We start from the raw sequence: 16,834 nt of genomic DNA, 5'->3' as shown, positions 1-16,834 counted from the left end.
GTCCTTTTATTTCTTCAGGTTCTTAACAATTTCTTTGACGATCGGATCGAACGACTTCGTGATTTTGTCGTCAGGTCTATACAAATGAACCGGAAGTCCTGTTCCACTAGCGCTGAGGAAAAAGCCAGATTCTTTAATATGAGGAAAGCAAGGAATCTCAAGCTGTTGTAGCTGATAAGGAATCGTATCAACCGGATCAATTTTGTCATTGGTTGTGCCATCCGCTCTAAGACCGAGAAGATTGCGATGAACCGCTTTCTGAAGGTCAACCCGCGACGGAACAAAGCCTAAGATTTCAGGACGAGGACGCAGGCGCAACGAGTCTACTTTCTCGTAAAACCAGTTCAGCATATCGCTTGAACTCCAAGAGTCTTTGAACTCTGGCTTGATTGCAGCAATGAAATGAGTTGCTGCTGCCAACGCGATCAATCCCATCGGCTCAACCGAAGCAGGCGTGTCAATAATAATCACATCCGCGTCGATCGGATAGTCTTCTAAGCGATCCTTCAGCACTTCATAAGGACGCTCATGCAAGTGCAGTCCTCGAATGGCAGTATGCAAGGGAGAGCCGCCTCGAATCACCTGAACTAACTTCGTATGTTCTTCCCAAACTGGAACGAGCGGATAATCCCCTTTAAACTGACGCTCAAAAATACACGAGATTGAATCTTCCACTTCATCCGGTCGCAGTTTTGGCAGTCCAGTAAACAAGGCAAGCGAACCATTCGGATCAAGCTCAATCAAAACGACTCGAAGTTTCTTTTTCGCCAGTGCGTAGGCGAGATGGCTGGCTAATGTTGTTTTTCCAGAACCACCCGTATTGCTCTCGATCGTAAGTCTAACCTGCATAAATTCAGTTTCCGTATTCTATTGCTGGGTCATGATCAACTGATAGAAAATGCTTTGTTTGTGTCCAGTTATGGCTGATAGAGTCTCTTGAATCGACTGTTTCATGCCATTTAGAACTCCTGAAACGCAACTTTTAAGGATGTACTGCAACGTTGCGGTACAAGTCAACGCTTCGCTAACCTTCCAGCGTTGATTTCATATAGTACAAGATTTATCTCGATTTCCAACAAAAATCTACGTGCTGTTTTTCGATTTCGTTGATTTTGCTCATGGCTGCTTTGTAGGCATCAGTATACACTTGGGAACGTTTGTCCTCAAATGAGGTCGGCATGATCTTGCTTTGTACTGCAACGTTGCGGTACAGAAGTGCGATCGCGATCTCCTTTCCTTTGAGCTTCTCCATTTTGTCGGATTGGTTGCCGTGCATACTCTTCCTCCTGCAAACATCCCTCTCACTTCTGTTGGTACAAATCACTCCAACTCGACCTCGCTCCGCTCACGGTCATTATTGGCAGAAATGCATTTGGGAAGACCTCGCTCCTTAGGGGAATCTCACTCTTAATGCAAGGAGTCGATTTAGCAACCCATTCCGCATCTTCAAGCAATTCAAGTTGGACAGCCAGCAGTGAAGAGATTGCATTCCTCACATCGGAACCTAGCAGGTTGAACATGTTGTTCATGCAGGCTGATCCTTCTGCAAAATTGCATGAACTTCGGGTTCACCGCAGGTTTTGGTGAAGATTTTTCAGAATGGTGATGAATCGCATCGGAAAGATAGTGGAACTCTTAACCCAATTGCTTCCTAGCCCAGAACACCTGCAATTACAGAATTACGAACTTGCTGTAGAACAGAGGCAGATTCGAGTTTTGATGGAATCGGTACAGCAGATTGTTCGTTGTCCCGTTTGTGATCAGGTTGCTCATCGAGTGCATAGTCTCTACGAACGAACATTGGCAGATTTACCGTGGGCAGATTACCAAATCGTAATCCAACTGACCGTGGGCAAGTTTTTCTGTGATCAGGTGGAGTGCGATCGCAAAATCTTCACGGAACGGATCGCGGGCGTGATGGCTCCGTGGGCAAGACGAACGAAACGATTAGCAGCACAACTGAGTGAGATCGCATTGTATACAGGCGGTGAAGGTGGGGCTAAACTGAGCAAAACACTGCACTGTGAGGTCAGTCAAAACACTCTGCTATCGCTGATCTCTCGCCAGTCGATGCCTGCGGTGAAAACGCCCAAAGCGTTAGGAGTAGATGATTTTGCATTCCGGCGTGGACAACGTTACGGCACAATTTTGGTTGACTTAGAGACAAATCGACCGATTGTGCTGCTTCCAGATCGCGAAGCAGACACCTTAGCAGAATGGTTAAAAGAGCATCCAGGCGTGGAAGTTCTCTCCCGTGATCGATCAAAGACCTATCGACAAGGCATGACGAGAGGCGCACCGAATGCAACTCAGGTTGCAGATCGCTTCCATTTGTTGAAAAATTTAGCAGAAGTACTAGAGCGAATCTTAGCAATGCACACCCAGCAATTGAAAGCTGTGGAAGCCGCACAAATCCCTGTGAACGATGCCATGATGATTGCACCCGTAGTACCTCGTCTAGCTATACAGGAGCGCTCTGCCAAGGCGCGAGAACGCCGATTTGCAAAGTACGAGCAAGTGCATCAGTTACGACAGCAAGGCTGGGAGAACCTGGAGATCGCCCGACATCTCGGCATGGGAAAACGAACAGTGTATCGCTACTTGAGCCATTCCAAGTTTCCTGAATGGCAACCACATCCACATCGAGGTCGTTCTCAACGTAGTCAACTCGATGCCTACAAACCCTATGTGCTGAACCAATGGAATCAAGGACAAAGCAATACGAAACAGTTGTTTGAAGAAATCCAACAGCAAGGGTATCGAGGGAGCTATCAAACGGTCGCTCGATACACTCATCGATTGCGGCAGACACAAAAGCAACACCGTGCTCAACTCGGTGTGCAACTCCAGCTTCCAATTAGCGATCTACAACACCCCCCGTTGACTGCTCGTCGAGCGACTTGGATGGTGATGCGTCGAGCGGATCAGCGAACGGATGTAGAGCAAGTTTTGATCGCAGACCTCAAAACACAACATCCCGAATTGGCAGCAGCGATTGATTTGACGCAAGGGTTTACAAAGCTGGTGCGAGAACGATTACCTCAGCAATTGGATATCTGGTTAGAACAAGCGATGAGTAGCTCGATGAAGCTGTTTCAGGGATTTGCTCAAGGGTTAAAAGAGGACTATGCTGCCGTAAAAGCGAGCCTCATGACTGATATCAGCAATGGACCTGTGGAAGGGAACATCAACCGATTGAAACTACTAAAGCGGCAGATGTACGGCAGGGCAAGCTTTGATTTACTGAATCGGAGATTTATCTTGACGAGCTAGAGCTATTCAAGAGTAAAGTAAATCTTAATAGAATTGAAAACGTCTCAAACTGTAGAATAATAAGATGGCGAATTTGTTTGTCTACAAATAATGGTTTAGGAAAAATAGAGATCCATTGTTGGTTAGAGAACTGAGAGCAGCTAATTGAATAGTGAAATGAATGCTAGATTTTCACATATTTCACCTAGCTCACCAAAACCTGCGGAGAACCCGAAGTTGTGAAAATACGCACCTTCTGATCCTTTTTCTGCCAAACACTTTACAATCCAGGGACTCTTTGATGGCGCAGGCTGGCTCGCAAAAGCACTACTTACGGCTCAAACAAGTGGCATCGCTTCTCCAGATGTGACTGTAGAGCTTGAAGCGCTTATTCCCAAGGAACTCAGTAAGAACTCAGTGAAGGGCATGAGTTCGACCTTTAATAGTTATGTCAATACACTTCGCTTTAATGAAACCTATCTATCTGACGATGAACTTCAAACTGCATCTTCCTCTAACGCCAGTTGTGGACTAGTAAGAAATTGGCTGATTCGCTTTAATGAGAAGGCAATTGAACGGCTTAACTGTATATTACGAACTGTCGCAGAAGCTGAAATTATCCCTAGAACACCTCTTTGCGACGCTCAATCTGGTGCTCCTCTCGCCGTTAATTTTTGTCGTGGAGGAGTTAGACTCGAAATTCAATCCGCTAACGATGCTCTGGTGAGTCTACTCGCTCTTCCTAGCCAAGTTGAGATGCAGCTCGCTCGCCCTACACTTACCGATGAATGTGTACTATTACTAGATGAGCCTGAATTACACCTGAATCCGGCTTTGTTGCATGAATCCCAAAAGTTCAACGCTCGCCTTGGGAGAGCATTGAACTAAGCTTCAACTTGATAGCTGTCAGGTTTCGCGATCTGAATCATGCGATTCAGCGCCGCACATTTGATCAATAGCTCCGCAGTTTGGTTGTCAAAGCGACGCGACCGGAGACTGCCACCAAAGACCGTTTTGAAGCGGAACATCGTGGTTTCGGCAAGTGAGCGACGATGATAACCAGCGATGCGCTTCCACTTTTTGCGTCCATGCTTGCGGATGGAGCGGAGTATGGCGCGACAATTGTATTGGCTCAACTGACAATTACGTTGCCCACCCCAAATTTTCCAAATAAGAGAACACCTTCTCATTTGCAAACCGGATCAGATCGAGCAGCTTGATTCAGCAATCTTGATCCAACGAGATCTTCAAAGAAAAGACACTAGGATGCGTCTGCAAAATTGCATAAACTTCGGCAGGTGATTCTCACGTAACTTCAGCACCGGATTCTCATTTAACTTCGGCAGGTAATTCTCACGCAACTTCGGCACCACGCTTTACACTGCGGTCACTGTTGACCCAGAGGATAAAGACGTGAGCAAACGAACGCAACAAGGAGAGTTACTGTCGATGGACAAGTTTCGCGAAATCATCCGTCTACACGAGATGGGACACAGCCAATGTTCGATTGCACAAAGTTGTGCAGTGGCACGGTCAACCGTGCAAGATTATGTTCGTCGAGCAACCGCAAAGGGAATAAGTTATGAACAGCTTGAACACCTGAGCGATAGTGAAGCAAAAGAACAATTAGGCAAAGGGAAACGCAAAGTTGAAGAGCGACCAGAGACAATTGATTTTACAACGCTAGAGATAGAACGGCAACAAAAAGGAGTGACACTGGCGTTATTGTGGCAAGAAGGCATCGACAAACAACAATGGCAATGCAGTTATGGAACATTCTGTCGGCGCTACAACCAATGGAAAGTTCGCAATCAACTGACGATGCGGCAAGTCTACAAGGCAGGTGAAAAGCTGTTTGTAGACTATTGTGGGTTGACGATTGGCGTAGTTAATCCCAACACTCATGTCATGACCAAAGCTCAGATCTTTGTTGCCTGTTTTGGTGCGTCCAACTACACCTATGCTGAAGCGACACCGAGTCAAGAATTGCCGCACTGGATTGGCGCTCATCAACGCGCCTTGCAGTTCTTTGGCGGTGTTCCAGAGTGCATCGTGCCAGACAACCTCAAGTCTGGAGTGAGTGATCCATGTCGGTATGAACCAGGGATCAACCGCAGCTATGAAGAGTTCGCTCGGCACTTCAATCTGGTGATTCTCCCCGCTCGTCCGAACAAGCCCAAGGATAAAGCCAAAGTCGAAAAAGCCGTTCAGGAAGTCGAACGCCAAATTCTCGCTCCCCTACGGCATGAGCGCTTTACCAGTTTCACGGATCTAAATGCAGCTATCGATGTCAGGTTGCAGTACCTCAATGAGCGAGTGATGAGTGGCTATGGGGTATCACGTCTCGTGTTATTTGAGCAGGTAGACAAGCCTGCACTCAAACCGTTACCGAGCCAGTCGTTTGTGTTTGCTCGCTGGAAAACTGCCAAGGTGAATTTGGACTATCACCTGGAAGTGGAAAAGCACTACTATTCTGTGCCGTATTGGTATGTGCAACGCGACGTGCAAGTCAAGGTCAGTGAACATCTGATTGAGGTGTTTCACGACCATCAGCGCATTGCAGTGCACGAACGTTCACGGGTGCAGTATCGCCATACCACTCTCGCTGACCATATGCCGCCAGAACATTGGGCATATAAACGGCAATCGAAGGAACGGTTTTTAGCTTGGGCAGACCAGATTGGCACTCACACGCGCACCCAAGTCGAAGCCATTTTTAATGCGAAAGCGCACGAGGAACAAGCATTCCGCTCGATTCGTGGCATCCAACGACTGGCAACGACACATGGAACAGAGCGGCTGGAATTGGCGTGTCGTCGTGCAAATGCGTTCGGCATGGTGGGACTGAGGCGACTGCGCTCGATTTTAGCGAGCCACCTCGATGCTGCCACTGTCGAAGTCGAATCGACTGTAACGCCTGCAATCGAACACGCAAATCTGCGCGGTTCTCAGTACTATCATTAGCGACACCACTGAACTATGACTGCAACTGTCACCGAACAACTAAAAGCTATGCGACTGGTGGGAATGCTCGATGCCTGGATGGAACAGTGCAATAGTCCCACCTATCATGATTTGAGCTTTGAAGACCGCCTGACGTTACTGCTGGAACGCGAACAACTGCATCGCTCACAAATGCGGTTGCACCGACGATTACGACAAGCGCAATTGACGACCACCGCGCATCTGAGTGATATTGACTTTACCGTGCCACGCGGCTTGTCGAAAGCAAAATTTCTGGAACTTGCAGGGGGTAAGTGGGTTCAAGACCATCTCAATCTGATTATTGTCGGAGCCACCGGAGTTGGGAAAACCTTTTTGTCGAGCGTGTTAGCAGATCAGTTCTGTACGCTCGGACATCCGGTGCGCTACTTCAAGTGTGCCGACTTGCTAATGGAATTGAAGTTTGCCAAAGCCGATGGTTCATTTCGTCGCTTTCAGCAACAAATCGCCACCTTTGAGGTGATCATTCTCGATGATTGGCTCAGAGACCCAGTAACAGCAGAACAAGCTCGCGACCTCTTGGACTTACTCGACGTGCGCTATCGAACCGCTTCGTGTTTGTTTGCCACTCAACTCCCCGTCAATCAATGGCATTCTCAGATTCAAGACCCGACACTTGCCGATGCGATACTCGACCGGATTGTGCATGATTCCATCCGCTTAGTCCTCAAAGGTGAATCGATGCGAAAACTCACCAGTAAAGTCAAACCGAATCCAGATAGCGTTGACTTAGATTGAAGCTGCTGTATTTCTCTTTCAATCTGTGTTTGTGTTTCTGCTTTTGTGCCCTTCGTATTAAATCTAGTGTTTCTTGATCTGGTTGCTCTGAGAAAATATTTGCAATCTTTAGTCAGTTCCGTTACGCTATCTTTAGACCTGCCGAAGTTGAGTGAGAATCACCTGCCGAAGATGGGTGAGAATTAGGTGCCGAAGTTGTGAAAATACGCAGCGTCCAAACTTGCAATTCGAGACTTCCTAGTGCCCGTATCAATAAAATATCAACAGGTTCAACTGTACATGAACGCGAAACAATCGGGACATTCCCGACAAACCTCGGCAGCCAAAGCTGGGATTTCAAGACGTACCGCCCAGCGGATTGAAAATGGGACGCATCGACCCAAACGCGGACGACCGAGAGATTGGAAAACCCGCAAAGACCCACTCGATGGGCATTGGGAAGCAGACTTGCTTCCGATGCTAGAACGAGAACCTCGCCTACACCCCATCACGTTGTTTGAAACGCTGCAAGAGTTATATCCCGGACAATATGACGACAAACTGAGAACCGTAGAACGACGGGTCAAAGATTGGAAAGCTCAACACGGGAAACCGAAAGAAGTGATGTTCAAGATTCAGCATTCTCCGGGAGTCCTGGGACTGTCTGACTTTACGCACCTCAAGGGTGTCACCGTAACGGTCAGAGGACAAGCGTTTCAGCACATTTTGTATCACTATCGACTGGCGTTTAGTGGGTGGCAATATGTGCAGGTAATTCAGGGTGGGGAGAGCTTTGTGGGCTTATCCCAAGGCTTACAAAATGCGCTGTTTGCCTGTGGAGGAGTGCCCCAGCAACATCGCACCGATAGTCTCAGTGCGGCATATCGCAACACGGGTAGCCGCAATCCGCAATTGACGCAAATGTATGCCGCGATCTGTGACCACTACCGGATGCAACCGACTCGAAACAACCCAGGCGTGGCTCATGAAAACGGTTCCATCGAGTCGTCTCATGGGTACTTCAAACGCCGATTGTGTCAGGCGCTGTACCGTCGAGGCAGCTTTGATTTTGAGAGTGTCGCTCAGTATCAGGTGTTCATCGAATCGGTGATAGCAAAGCTCAATGCCAAGTGCCAGCAAAAATTTGAGCTGGAACGTTCCACTTTGCAAAGCTTACCGCAATATCGGACGGCGGATTATGAGGTTTTAAGTAGTCGAGTCAGTGCCCACAGTACCATCAGTGTGCGTTGCATTCTTTACAGTGTGCCGTCTCGACTGATTGGGCAGCAACTGACATTACATCTCTATCACGACCAGATTGCGGGCTTTGTCGGCACGACTCAAGTCGTTGTGTTGCCTCGTCTTCATGTCCATGGCAGTGCAACGATTCGACGGGCGCGCTGCATCAACTATCGCCATATCGTCGAGAGTCTGCGTCGAAAACCCAGAGCATTTCTGCACTGCCAATGGCAGGAAGACTTACTGCCCGATGCCGACTGGCGCGAACTCTGGCAACAGATGAAACGCGGCACTGATCCCGATACTGCTGCTCGTTGGATGGTTGAGGCCTTGTACATTGCAGCCACTCAAGACCGAGAAGTCGAAGTGGCGAACTATCTCAAAACTGAGCTTGCAGCCGGTACATTCACCCTCTCTCGTCTCCAACATCGATTCAATCTGATGAAATCCCTACCTGTTCCCGAAGTTGCTTCAATGCAACACGCACTATCGAGCTATGACCAACTCTTCCAAACACAGAAACAATCCCCAGTCCCAGTTGAGTCCCTACCAAACCCTGACGACGGTGCTCAAACGCCTCAAGTTGAGCCACTTCCTGTCCGATTGGCAGACGGTCGAACATCAAGCCACTCAGGAGAATTGGAGCTACGCTCAATTCCTCTTAGCACTCGCCGAAGGGGAAGCCTCCCGTCGCGACCAGGCTCGGATTGCCCGCGCGCTCACCGAAGCGCAATTGCCTTGCGGAAAATCCTGGTCTAATTTTGAGTTCGCTCATGTTCCTAGTCTCAATCCGGCAGTGGTGATGCAATTTGCCGAATCGACCAGTTGGTTGCAAACTGCCTCCAATATCCTCATCTTTGGACCGAGTGGAACTGGGAAAACACATGTCAGTTCGGCACTAGGGCGTTCCATGATAGAGTTGGGCAAATGGGTGAAGTTCCTGCCTGCCACCACGCTCGTTCAGCAACTTCAGCAAGCAAAACTACAACTGCAATTACCTGCTTTTCTTGTCAAACTCGATAAGTACGATCTGCTGATCATTGACGACTTGGGCTATGTCAAAAAGTCAGAGGCGGAAACCTCGGTGCTGTTTGAGTTGATTGCTCATCGCTATGAACGGCGCAGTCTACTGATTACAGCCAATCAACCTTTCAGCCAGTGGGATAGCATCTTTACGGACTCGATGATGACGGTCGCTGCCATAGATCGCTTAGTCCATCACGCGACCATTCTCGAAATGCAAGCCGAGAGTTTTCGCAAACAAGCCGCAATCTCACGCACTCACACGACTTAATTCAGCACTCGTATCCTGAACTCACTTTACCTTGAGGCTCTGCTTAAAAGTGCAGAAGTTCTTCCGTCCAGCCTGGATTTCAACGATTCAGTTTGACAATTTGTGCTGCTTTTTTGTCCCTGTACTACTCAGCTTGAGTCCATCTTCAGTCCATCCGAGTAGTACAGCATTTTTAGTTGTCGTTTGGAAACGTGATCATCTACACCTTACTTTCAACTTGGATGCGAACACTACCTGATTCCATTGATTTGAAGTTGAATTTTGTAGCAAAAAGGAGGAGAAAATTGATGCTCTAAATGTGCCAATGTAATTGACGGGAGACACTCGCATTCGAGTCAGTGATAAAGCAAAACGGCGCGCTCGGTGCATCAACTATCGGCATATTGCAGAAGGGCTACGTCTCAAGCCCAGAGTTTTCTTGTACTGTACCTGGCAACAAGAACTTCTGCCAAATCAGATATGGCGGGAGCTTTGGTCGCAACTCAAATGCCGGTTCGACCTCGACAGTGCTGCGGTGCTGATGGTAGAAGCTCTGTACATTGCGACCACGCAAGACAAAGAAATCGCAGTAGCAAGCTACCTGCAAGCACAACTCAATGCAAATAGCCTGACCCTGGCTACACTCCGCAAGCAGTTTCAACTCTTGAGCGATCTAAGCCTGCCCAATCTCACGACGACTCAACACAATTTAGAACACTATGACCAACTCTTGCACCGAGAACCCGCCCACCAGTCCGTATCAGAATCTCAGCCTCCACCTCAAACGACTGCACCTACCTCACATGCTGCATCACTGGGAAACACTCGAACAACAAGCGATGCAGGAAGGCTGGTCTTACGCACAGTTTTTGCTGGCTCTGTGCGAATCGGAAGTCCAACACCGATGGAGCAACCGCATCCAACGCGCTCTGAAAGAAGCCCAACTGCCAAGCGGAAAAACGGTTTCCAACTTTGACTTTTCCCATTGTCCGAGCTTCAACCCTGCTCCCTTGATGCAGATGGCGGATGATCCTACTTGGCTCGGACGCGCCGAAAACCTTTTGTTGTTCGGAGCTTCAGGCGTTGGAAAGTCACATTTAGCAAGCGCTGTCTCGCGCCGCATGGTGGAGTTTGGTAAGCGAGTCAGGTTCTTTTCTGCCTTAGCTCTAGTCCAGCAATTACAGCAAGCAAAGCTGCAACTGCAATTGCAAGCAATGCTGAAGAAGCTAGACCGCTTTGACCTACTCGTGCTTGATGATTTGGGCTATGTCAAAAAGACTGAGGCGGAAACCTCCGTGCTGTTTGAGCTAATTGCTCATCGATATGAGCGCAAAAGCTTACTGATTACTGCCAACCAACCCTTCAGCCAATGGGATGCCATCTTCACCGATTCGATGATGACGGTCGCAGCCGTTGACCGTTTGGTGCATCATGCTTTGATTGTTGAAATTCAGACCGAGAGCTACCGCAAACAATCGGCAGTGTCTCGTTCTGAAGCATCGAAGACCGCCAAGAAAGAGACCGTTCAACCGAAACGTTCCTAGCTGTCGTTTCGATCTTAATTGTCGTCTCGATCTTCGTTGTCATTTTGATCATCATTGTCGTGCAGTCGCCTTGAGCATTCTGCACAACTTTAATCTGTCATTCTTTAGCGATTACTGTTCTTGAGCTCGCGACTAACCAAGAATGTTCTTAGTTCTTACTAGCCCGTCTTTGTCACTGTCGCGACTCGAACTTGTGCTTGACATCTAACAGTCTCTGTTGCTTGAGGGTCAAGCGACTCCACCAATCTTGAAGGGTATCGACGATGAAATCACTGGTTTTATGCGAACTGCCAAAGTAGAGATGCAGTTGTCCACTATCTTCATCCACAATCCCACAAGGAATGTACGTTTCCTCGCATCCCATATCGTGGTCAAGCGCTTGAGGATTGCCTCTGGTTTGCCCGCCACGAGAATACTTGCCAATGTTCACCGTGGCTTTGCAATCCAGACTCAATCGTTTGATGCTACCGTTTTCACTTTTGCGATCTTTAGCTTTGCTGTTGTCGAAGATCGCATCGGTTTCGGGCAGTTTTTTTGGGGAATGGCTTTGACCACGGGCTTCAATCGATAACCCATCCGATTCAAGATCACTGCCATCGTGCTGGGTGCAGGCAATTGCTCCTCCCCAAACCCTTGTTCTCGCAGTTGAGCAATCGCCGCTTGTGCCGTTAATCGCGTGTAAGCAATCGTCGTCTTAAACGTCGGGTCTTGTTGAGCGTGATCTTCCGCGATCTGCTGCAACGCTGAAGCAACTTCGGGATACTTTTCTTCCCAGCGTTTCGCCCCACTATTGCCTACTTGCGCGCTGATACACACCAGTCCAGTGCGACGTTCCCCTAGCCCAGTTTCCACATTCACTCGTCCCCAGCCAAACACTCGCTCTGCAATGCGGGCGCTTCCCTCGCAATATTTCAGCGCCATCTCTGCCTGAAAGCTCCGTCGTTCTGCCCACGCATTTTGGACGCTGCTAATCGAAGATCCTCAACCTGATAGGCAGTGAGGATGGGGTCTTGTGTGCGCTCATCGATTCTGTCCACCCGATTGTTCCTAGATTTCTGAGAGAATGAGGACTATTCTAAAGCCTGGGTAAATCTTTTAACAGAAGCCGCCTTAAATATTGAGCGGTAATTTTCGCGTTTCAGACAACTTCATTCACAAAAGGATTTGCTGAAAGCCTTGGAGGGAACTCATGATCTGTCTCTCTACTCAGCAGTCAATTTTCTTGCGGCTCGGCGAGTTCTTTTTGTTGAGGGCGACCGATAAGACTATTTTAGAACAATGCGCCATCGCTCACCTTAGTAAGGCATCAGCCCAGATCGAACAATTCAACAATTGGACGTGTATACCGCTTGATGGCGTTGCTAACATACCGACAGCAGATCTCGTTGAGCGTCTTGCATCTAGCCCTCTTCTTCCCAAGCTTGAGAATAATGAGCGTCTTGTCATTGTATGCGTTCTTGATCGTGACTACGACAAGGAACCACCAATGCGTTGGCTTCGATCTGGGCTTCAGGTAGAGCGAATCGACTGCATTTAGAGTGGTCACCGTATCGAATCACTATTTGTAGAAGTTGACGTTTTAGAATCGATACTTCGTAACACGCTTGGTAATGCTGCTCCCGTAGATTTTAAAGATCGAATTCAAGCGGCAATTTCCGCAGCGGATGTTGATGAGAATCTCCGTGAAGAATCAGAGGACGAGTTAGCAGAACATTTCCGAAGGGTACGGAAATACGTGGGTAAGGAATGCCAGGTTAGAGCACGGCAGCAAGTTCGCGCCAATCCTGAGACTTGGCAGCGGGGCAAGGATCGCGCTGCATTTGTATTACAGCACATTCGCTCAACTCTTCCGGTTGCTTTACAGAATAAGATTCGAGCCACGATCGCTAAAAACTTGGGAACTCTCACACCTGAGCAACTTCAAACTATGAGAGTTCCCACTGAAATTGCCTCTCTGCTAGACGAACTTGCCCAACTTTCTCATTCACCAAAGCATTAATTGCCTTAACTCCTCCTGTTAATCTCCGTGTAAGGGTTTTACGAATATCAACCCAGTTTGGTAGCGATTGACAGTACCGCTAATTTCCCAATAATTCTTCTGGATTGATTCCTCTAACGCGCAGTTGCTCGATCAGCCTTATGTTTTCTTGTTCTGCTCGATCGGCTCTCGCCCGTTCAGCCTCCTTTTCTGCTCTCTCCGCCTCTTTCTCAATTCGTTCTGCCTCTTCTGGAAGCAAAATGAGATTTCCATCTGGGTCGTAGAATCGCAGCCAATCACAAGTTCCAGTGGCAGGTTCGCGATCGATCACCCCCTGCCAGGTTCCCAACCATAGTTCTAATGCTTCACACCAAAGCCAGCCCTGTGCATTGGAGCGGAGCGATTGATAACCTCTCCGCCCAATCTGCAAGTGCCAACCTTGTAAGGAGTTAGGATCAAAAGGGTCAAAAATAAAATAATCTTGAGTTTTGAAAATTCGTTCGTACAGGCGCTTTTTATCCTCACGATCCACTTTTTCGGTACTCGGCGATAGGAATTCCACAATTACATCCGGAAAACGCCCCTCTTCTTCCCAAGTCACCCACGCTTTCCGTTCCCGACTGCCATCGACATCCAGCGTCACAAAAAAATCTGGTCCGCGAAAGTCTTGATTCATCGCTTGAGTACGGCTGTAATACACAAACATATTGCCGCCTGCAAAAAAGTCGGAACGATCATGAAACGCGGACTGGACAGAGCGAATCAAGAGATTCATCGCAATGCGATGGCGAGGGCTTTCCAAAGGTTCTCCATCGTCAAAAGTTAAGTTGGTCGGAGGCATCGGAATGTCCGGCTGGTGGACTTCCGCTTGGATTGAGGCTTGCTCAGTGGGCAACTCCATAGACTCCACGACCTATTTGAGGTCAGATAGCGCGATTGCCCCTATTTTACTCTACAGTACGCATCAACTAATGTTTTTGATATAAGATAATATTCAATTATCTTGACTCTAGCGAAACTCTAACGACGTTCAGCGTAAGTACACAATTACTAATTAATTTTAGGTAGTTTTGTACTATTAAATTCTTATCAACCTTGATGAAAAGTGGCTTTGAATGACTGAGGATGAATAAAGGAGGAAACCGTGCCGAAAAATCCTGATCCAAAATGTAAACTTTGTTCTGCCCTCAGTGATGCCGAGGCAAAACAACTTCATGATGCGGCTCAGGGTGGGGATGGCTGTTGGGCAGGAGATCCTTGTCATAAGCTTCGTTACTATTACGCCAACCAGGAAACGATCAATGCTCAACGTCGAGAAAACTATAAGCGCAAAAAACTTGCCAAACAGCAGGTTGGAATCGAACACTTGAAAGCACAGGGCAGTGATCTCTCAACTTCAGATTTGCTGAGAACCTGGATACCTCAAGCCGCTCCAGTTCTGCCTCCAGAGCGGATCTATGTCCAATTATTGTGGTATCGTGAAACGCCAAAGGATCGATTGCACGCGATCGGCGCTTTGCTACTTTTAGGGGATCAGGAGATTGCATTCTCTGGTCCTTACCACTGTCGGGGGCTTGCACCAAAGGATGTGACAGATTATCTCATTCCAAGTATGGTAAGGGCACTCAACCAAGTCTTAAATGAAAATTTTCCGGAATATCAGACGTATCGCATTGGTCGATTGCATGATGAAGGAGATGAACGTCACCCTGCGCTCTGTCCGCTTTGTACGGGTCGCCCGATGCGATGAACTGATCAGAGGCAAGAGTCAATGGATAGTCAGCAACTCGAATTCGATCTACGGCGCTCGCTCGAAGTAGCGACGGCATTTCCTGATGAGAAAGAGGTGCTGACGATCGTATGGCAAACTTTCGACCAGTGGGTTGAGATAATTGCATCTCAGTCGGCTTCTGTACAGCTTGAGTTAGCAGGTGAAATTTTGCAGCAAATTGCAGAATTAATTTGTCTACGCTCGGATGTCCTAATTGAAGATTGGAAACAGCAGCATGATCCGGTCGAGCCGATCGTCGATATTTCCGGTCGAGTCGATTTAGTGATGCAGACGCAAGAGTTTAATTTATCTGGATTGGTTGAGCGGGATCTTCCGGCTCCTTATCCAGAGTATCGCCAACCTCCAATCAAAATAGAACCTGTCGAGTCTGCTGCTGGATCTGTAAATACTGCTCAATTCGTCAAAGTCATGGGTGAGGACTTGCAGCAAGGCGCAAAGTTGACGGATGAAGAAGCAGTCGAGGCATTCAAAGCTGCGATCGAGACTGCTCATGATGAAGATGTGGCTCAGTGGACGGAGGCGATCGTTACCTTCTGGGAAACGGCTCAGGTTCATGCGATTCCCTTTGTCGAGTTGTGTCAGCAGCTAAATCAACCGTGGATCGAAGTTTGGTTGGCATTATTATTAGGAGGATTTTTGTTGGAGTTACGAGGGGATTGGTACGACGGGGAAATCTGGATTGTTGGACACACTCAACGCTGATTTTTTAATAATGGATTGAAAGTATGGTTGCTCGATCGCTCCCACCAGTTGAAGCGCAGTTAATGCCCTTGCCTCTCGATGATCGCACCTCGCCTCCAAGACAAAGAGGCAAGGTGGCGAAGCTCCGGTTACCGCCAACGGATATTCGGAGCGTGAAAGTGCGGGAGTTTCTCAATGCAGGGGGCTTTGAGTCAAATACGCGCAGAAATTACGAACGCGAACTCTACCGCTTCCTGATGTGGTCAGAATTGCTGTGGAGCGAAATCAAGCCGCATCACCTCAATGCTCATTATTTGCGTTACTTAACGGAGGAGGTGCGAACCAGCCAAGGGAAACCGCTTTCCACAAGCAGTCGAAACTTAGCAGTGATGGCGCTGCGGAGCTTTTTTGCTTGGCTGCACAAGACTTATCCTGATTTAGCACCCACAAATCCAGCAATCGGACTCAAAGGAAAAGCAATCCCGCTGCCAGAGGCGCAGAGCTTAACCGAGGAAGAACAAGCATTGGTTTGGAGTGCCGTTGACCAACGGGGAGAGACGCAACTGCGCGATCGCGCTCTGGTTCACATTCTCAGTCATGGCTTACGAGCAGGTGAAGTAGTTGACTTAAATCTGGGCGCGATCGGGAACCATACAATGGACGGATTTAGTGGAAAAGTTCTTTTCATTGCAGATACTAAGACCGATCGTCCCCGAATTGTGCCACTTGACCCTACTTCCTGGGTAGAAATTGACTCTTATCTGAATTGGCGTAGAAGTCAGGGAGAGGAACTAAGCTGTGATCGTCCATTGCTACTCTCGCATCATGTGACTCGTCGTGGAGAGCGACTAACTTATCATGGAATTTACTTTGCCATTGAAAAGATTGGAGAGTTGGCTGAGATTCAAAATCTGCATCCTCATTTATTTCGACACACCTACCTAACAGAATTGCTGCTAGATGACATTGATCCGACTCATGCCCGTCGATTAGGTGGAATTGAGAGCGAGTCTGTGTTCCGTCGTTATACCCTTCGGGCTGAACAAGAAGCTGCAATTAATGCTTTCTTTAGAAATTGTCAGAAACGCCAGCAAAGCTCAGGAATTATTGCATCGAATGGTGCTCTTTCCATTACTCCATCTAAAACTGAGGATCAAGCACAGGAAGAAAGGCTGAAAATTGCCAGTAATCTGCTGAAAGAAGGCATTGCATTAGAGATCGTTGCGCGATCGCTAGGTCTATCACTCCAAACACTTCAAGACTTTCAATATACTGAAGATCTTGTGTGACTCTCAGACTTGAGCCAGAAAGATTAAAAATCTTTTGTACTGCAACGTTGCAGTACAGGAAATCAG

General features: G+C 48.0%; 14 protein-coding genes and 3 pseudogenes. 12 read left to right on the top strand and 5 right to left on the bottom strand.

Annotated elements, in window-relative coordinates; genetic code table 11:
- Window positions 1-6 precede the first annotated feature (6 nt).
- Together OU814_RS27430 and OU814_RS27425 are read right to left on the bottom strand one after the other, a co-directional pair.
- Window positions 7-849 carry a ParA family protein gene (locus tag OU814_RS27430; RefSeq protein ID WP_017291724.1) on the bottom strand — a complete coding sequence of 281 codons (843 nt, stop codon included), beginning with the start codon at window positions 847-849 and terminating at the stop codon, window positions 7-9.
- 211 nt (window positions 850-1,060) lie between these two features.
- Complete coding sequence (locus OU814_RS27425; RefSeq protein ID WP_268242772.1) at window positions 1,061-1,276, bottom strand: hypothetical protein; 216 nt, start codon at window positions 1,274-1,276, stop codon at window positions 1,061-1,063.
- On the opposite strand from OU814_RS27425, the gene OU814_RS31400 reads away from it, so the two are divergent.
- From OU814_RS31400 to OU814_RS27415, 3 genes are all read left to right on the top strand, one after another.
- Window positions 1,261-1,587 carry an AAA family ATPase gene (locus tag OU814_RS31400; protein WP_442786157.1) on the top strand — a complete coding sequence of 109 codons (327 nt, stop codon included), beginning with the start codon at window positions 1,261-1,263 and terminating at the stop codon, window positions 1,585-1,587. The genes OU814_RS27425 and OU814_RS31400 overlap by 16 nt on opposite strands.
- Before the next feature lie 39 nt (window positions 1,588-1,626).
- Window positions 1,627-3,273, top strand: coding sequence for an ISL3 family transposase (locus OU814_RS27420; RefSeq protein WP_268242834.1), 1,647 nt, complete (start codon window positions 1,627-1,629; stop codon window positions 3,271-3,273).
- Between the two features lie 345 nt (window positions 3,274-3,618).
- A complete protein-coding gene (locus OU814_RS27415) occupies window positions 3,619-4,140 on the top strand; it encodes a hypothetical protein (protein ID WP_268242771.1) in 522 nt (173 codons plus the stop codon).
- Here the strand turns inward: OU814_RS27415 and OU814_RS27410 are convergent.
- Window positions 4,137-4,352, bottom strand: a pseudogene (locus tag OU814_RS27410) (IS5/IS1182 family transposase); the annotation flags it as partial. The gene OU814_RS27415 and the pseudogene OU814_RS27410 sit on opposite strands and share 4 nt — an antisense overlap.
- 313 nt (window positions 4,353-4,665) lie before the next feature.
- Between OU814_RS27410 and istA (OU814_RS27405) the strand changes: the two are divergent.
- From istA (OU814_RS27405) to istB (OU814_RS27385), 5 genes and pseudogenes are all read left to right on the top strand, one after another.
- The gene (gene istA / locus OU814_RS27405; RefSeq protein WP_268242770.1) at window positions 4,666-6,216 is read left to right on the top strand and encodes an IS21 family transposase; all 1,551 of its coding nucleotides are present in this window, start codon (window positions 4,666-4,668) and stop codon (window positions 6,214-6,216) included.
- Between the two features lie 15 nt (window positions 6,217-6,231).
- A complete protein-coding gene (istB, locus tag OU814_RS27400; RefSeq protein ID WP_268242769.1) occupies window positions 6,232-6,993 on the top strand; it encodes an IS21-like element helper ATPase IstB in 762 nt (253 codons plus the stop codon).
- 279 nt (window positions 6,994-7,272) lie between these two features.
- Window positions 7,273-8,328: pseudogene (gene istA, locus OU814_RS27395) on the top strand (IS21 family transposase); the annotation flags it as partial.
- A gap of 379 nt (window positions 8,329-8,707) precedes the next feature.
- Entirely contained in the window at window positions 8,708-9,505 is a 798-nt protein-coding gene (gene istB, locus OU814_RS27390) for an IS21-like element helper ATPase IstB (protein WP_268242768.1), read from the top strand.
- A gap of 698 nt (window positions 9,506-10,203) precedes the next feature.
- Window positions 10,204-11,028, top strand: coding sequence for an IS21-like element helper ATPase IstB (istB, locus tag OU814_RS27385; protein WP_268242767.1), 825 nt, complete (start codon window positions 10,204-10,206; stop codon window positions 11,026-11,028).
- A gap of 172 nt (window positions 11,029-11,200) precedes the next feature.
- Here istB (OU814_RS27385) and OU814_RS27380 read toward each other — a convergent pair.
- Window positions 11,201-11,949, bottom strand: a pseudogene (locus OU814_RS27380) (ISAzo13-like element transposase-related protein).
- An 814-nt stretch (window positions 11,950-12,763) separates the two neighbouring features.
- On the opposite strand from OU814_RS27380, the gene OU814_RS27375 reads away from it, so the two are divergent.
- Window positions 12,764-13,027 (top strand): hypothetical protein, encoded by a 264-nt coding sequence (locus OU814_RS27375; RefSeq protein WP_268242766.1) that lies wholly within the window; start codon window positions 12,764-12,766, stop codon window positions 13,025-13,027.
- Window positions 13,028-13,106: 79 nt separating this feature from the next.
- On the opposite strand, the gene OU814_RS27370 is transcribed toward OU814_RS27375, so the two are convergent.
- Window positions 13,107-13,907 (bottom strand): Uma2 family endonuclease, encoded by an 801-nt coding sequence (locus OU814_RS27370; RefSeq protein WP_268242765.1) that lies wholly within the window; start codon window positions 13,905-13,907, stop codon window positions 13,107-13,109.
- A 243-nt stretch (window positions 13,908-14,150) separates the two neighbouring features.
- Here OU814_RS27370 and OU814_RS27365 point away from each other — a divergent pair, with 243 nt between their 5' ends.
- Genes OU814_RS27365 through OU814_RS27355 form a run of 3 tightly spaced genes read left to right on the top strand, consistent with a single transcriptional unit; the run spans window position 14,151 to window position 16,768 of the window.
- Complete coding sequence (locus OU814_RS27365) at window positions 14,151-14,756, top strand: hypothetical protein (protein WP_268242764.1); 606 nt, start codon at window positions 14,151-14,153, stop codon at window positions 14,754-14,756.
- A 21-nt stretch (window positions 14,757-14,777) separates the two neighbouring features.
- Window positions 14,778-15,500 (top strand): hypothetical protein, encoded by a 723-nt coding sequence (locus tag OU814_RS27360; protein ID WP_268242763.1) that lies wholly within the window; start codon window positions 14,778-14,780, stop codon window positions 15,498-15,500.
- A gap of 23 nt (window positions 15,501-15,523) precedes the next feature.
- On the top strand, window positions 15,524-16,768 hold the full coding sequence (locus OU814_RS27355; protein ID WP_268242762.1) for a tyrosine-type recombinase/integrase: 1,245 nt from the start codon (window positions 15,524-15,526) through the stop codon (window positions 16,766-16,768).
- The last annotated feature ends 66 nt before the right edge of the window (window positions 16,769-16,834 follow it).

The organism is Leptolyngbya sp. GGD (genome assembly GCF_026735145.1).
GTDB classification, from domain to species: Bacteria; Cyanobacteriota; Cyanobacteriia; order Leptolyngbyales; family Leptolyngbyaceae; genus Leptolyngbya; species Leptolyngbya boryana.
The sequence above is the reverse complement of the archived record's forward strand: the minus strand, read 5'-3'. Positions and strand labels throughout refer to the sequence as shown.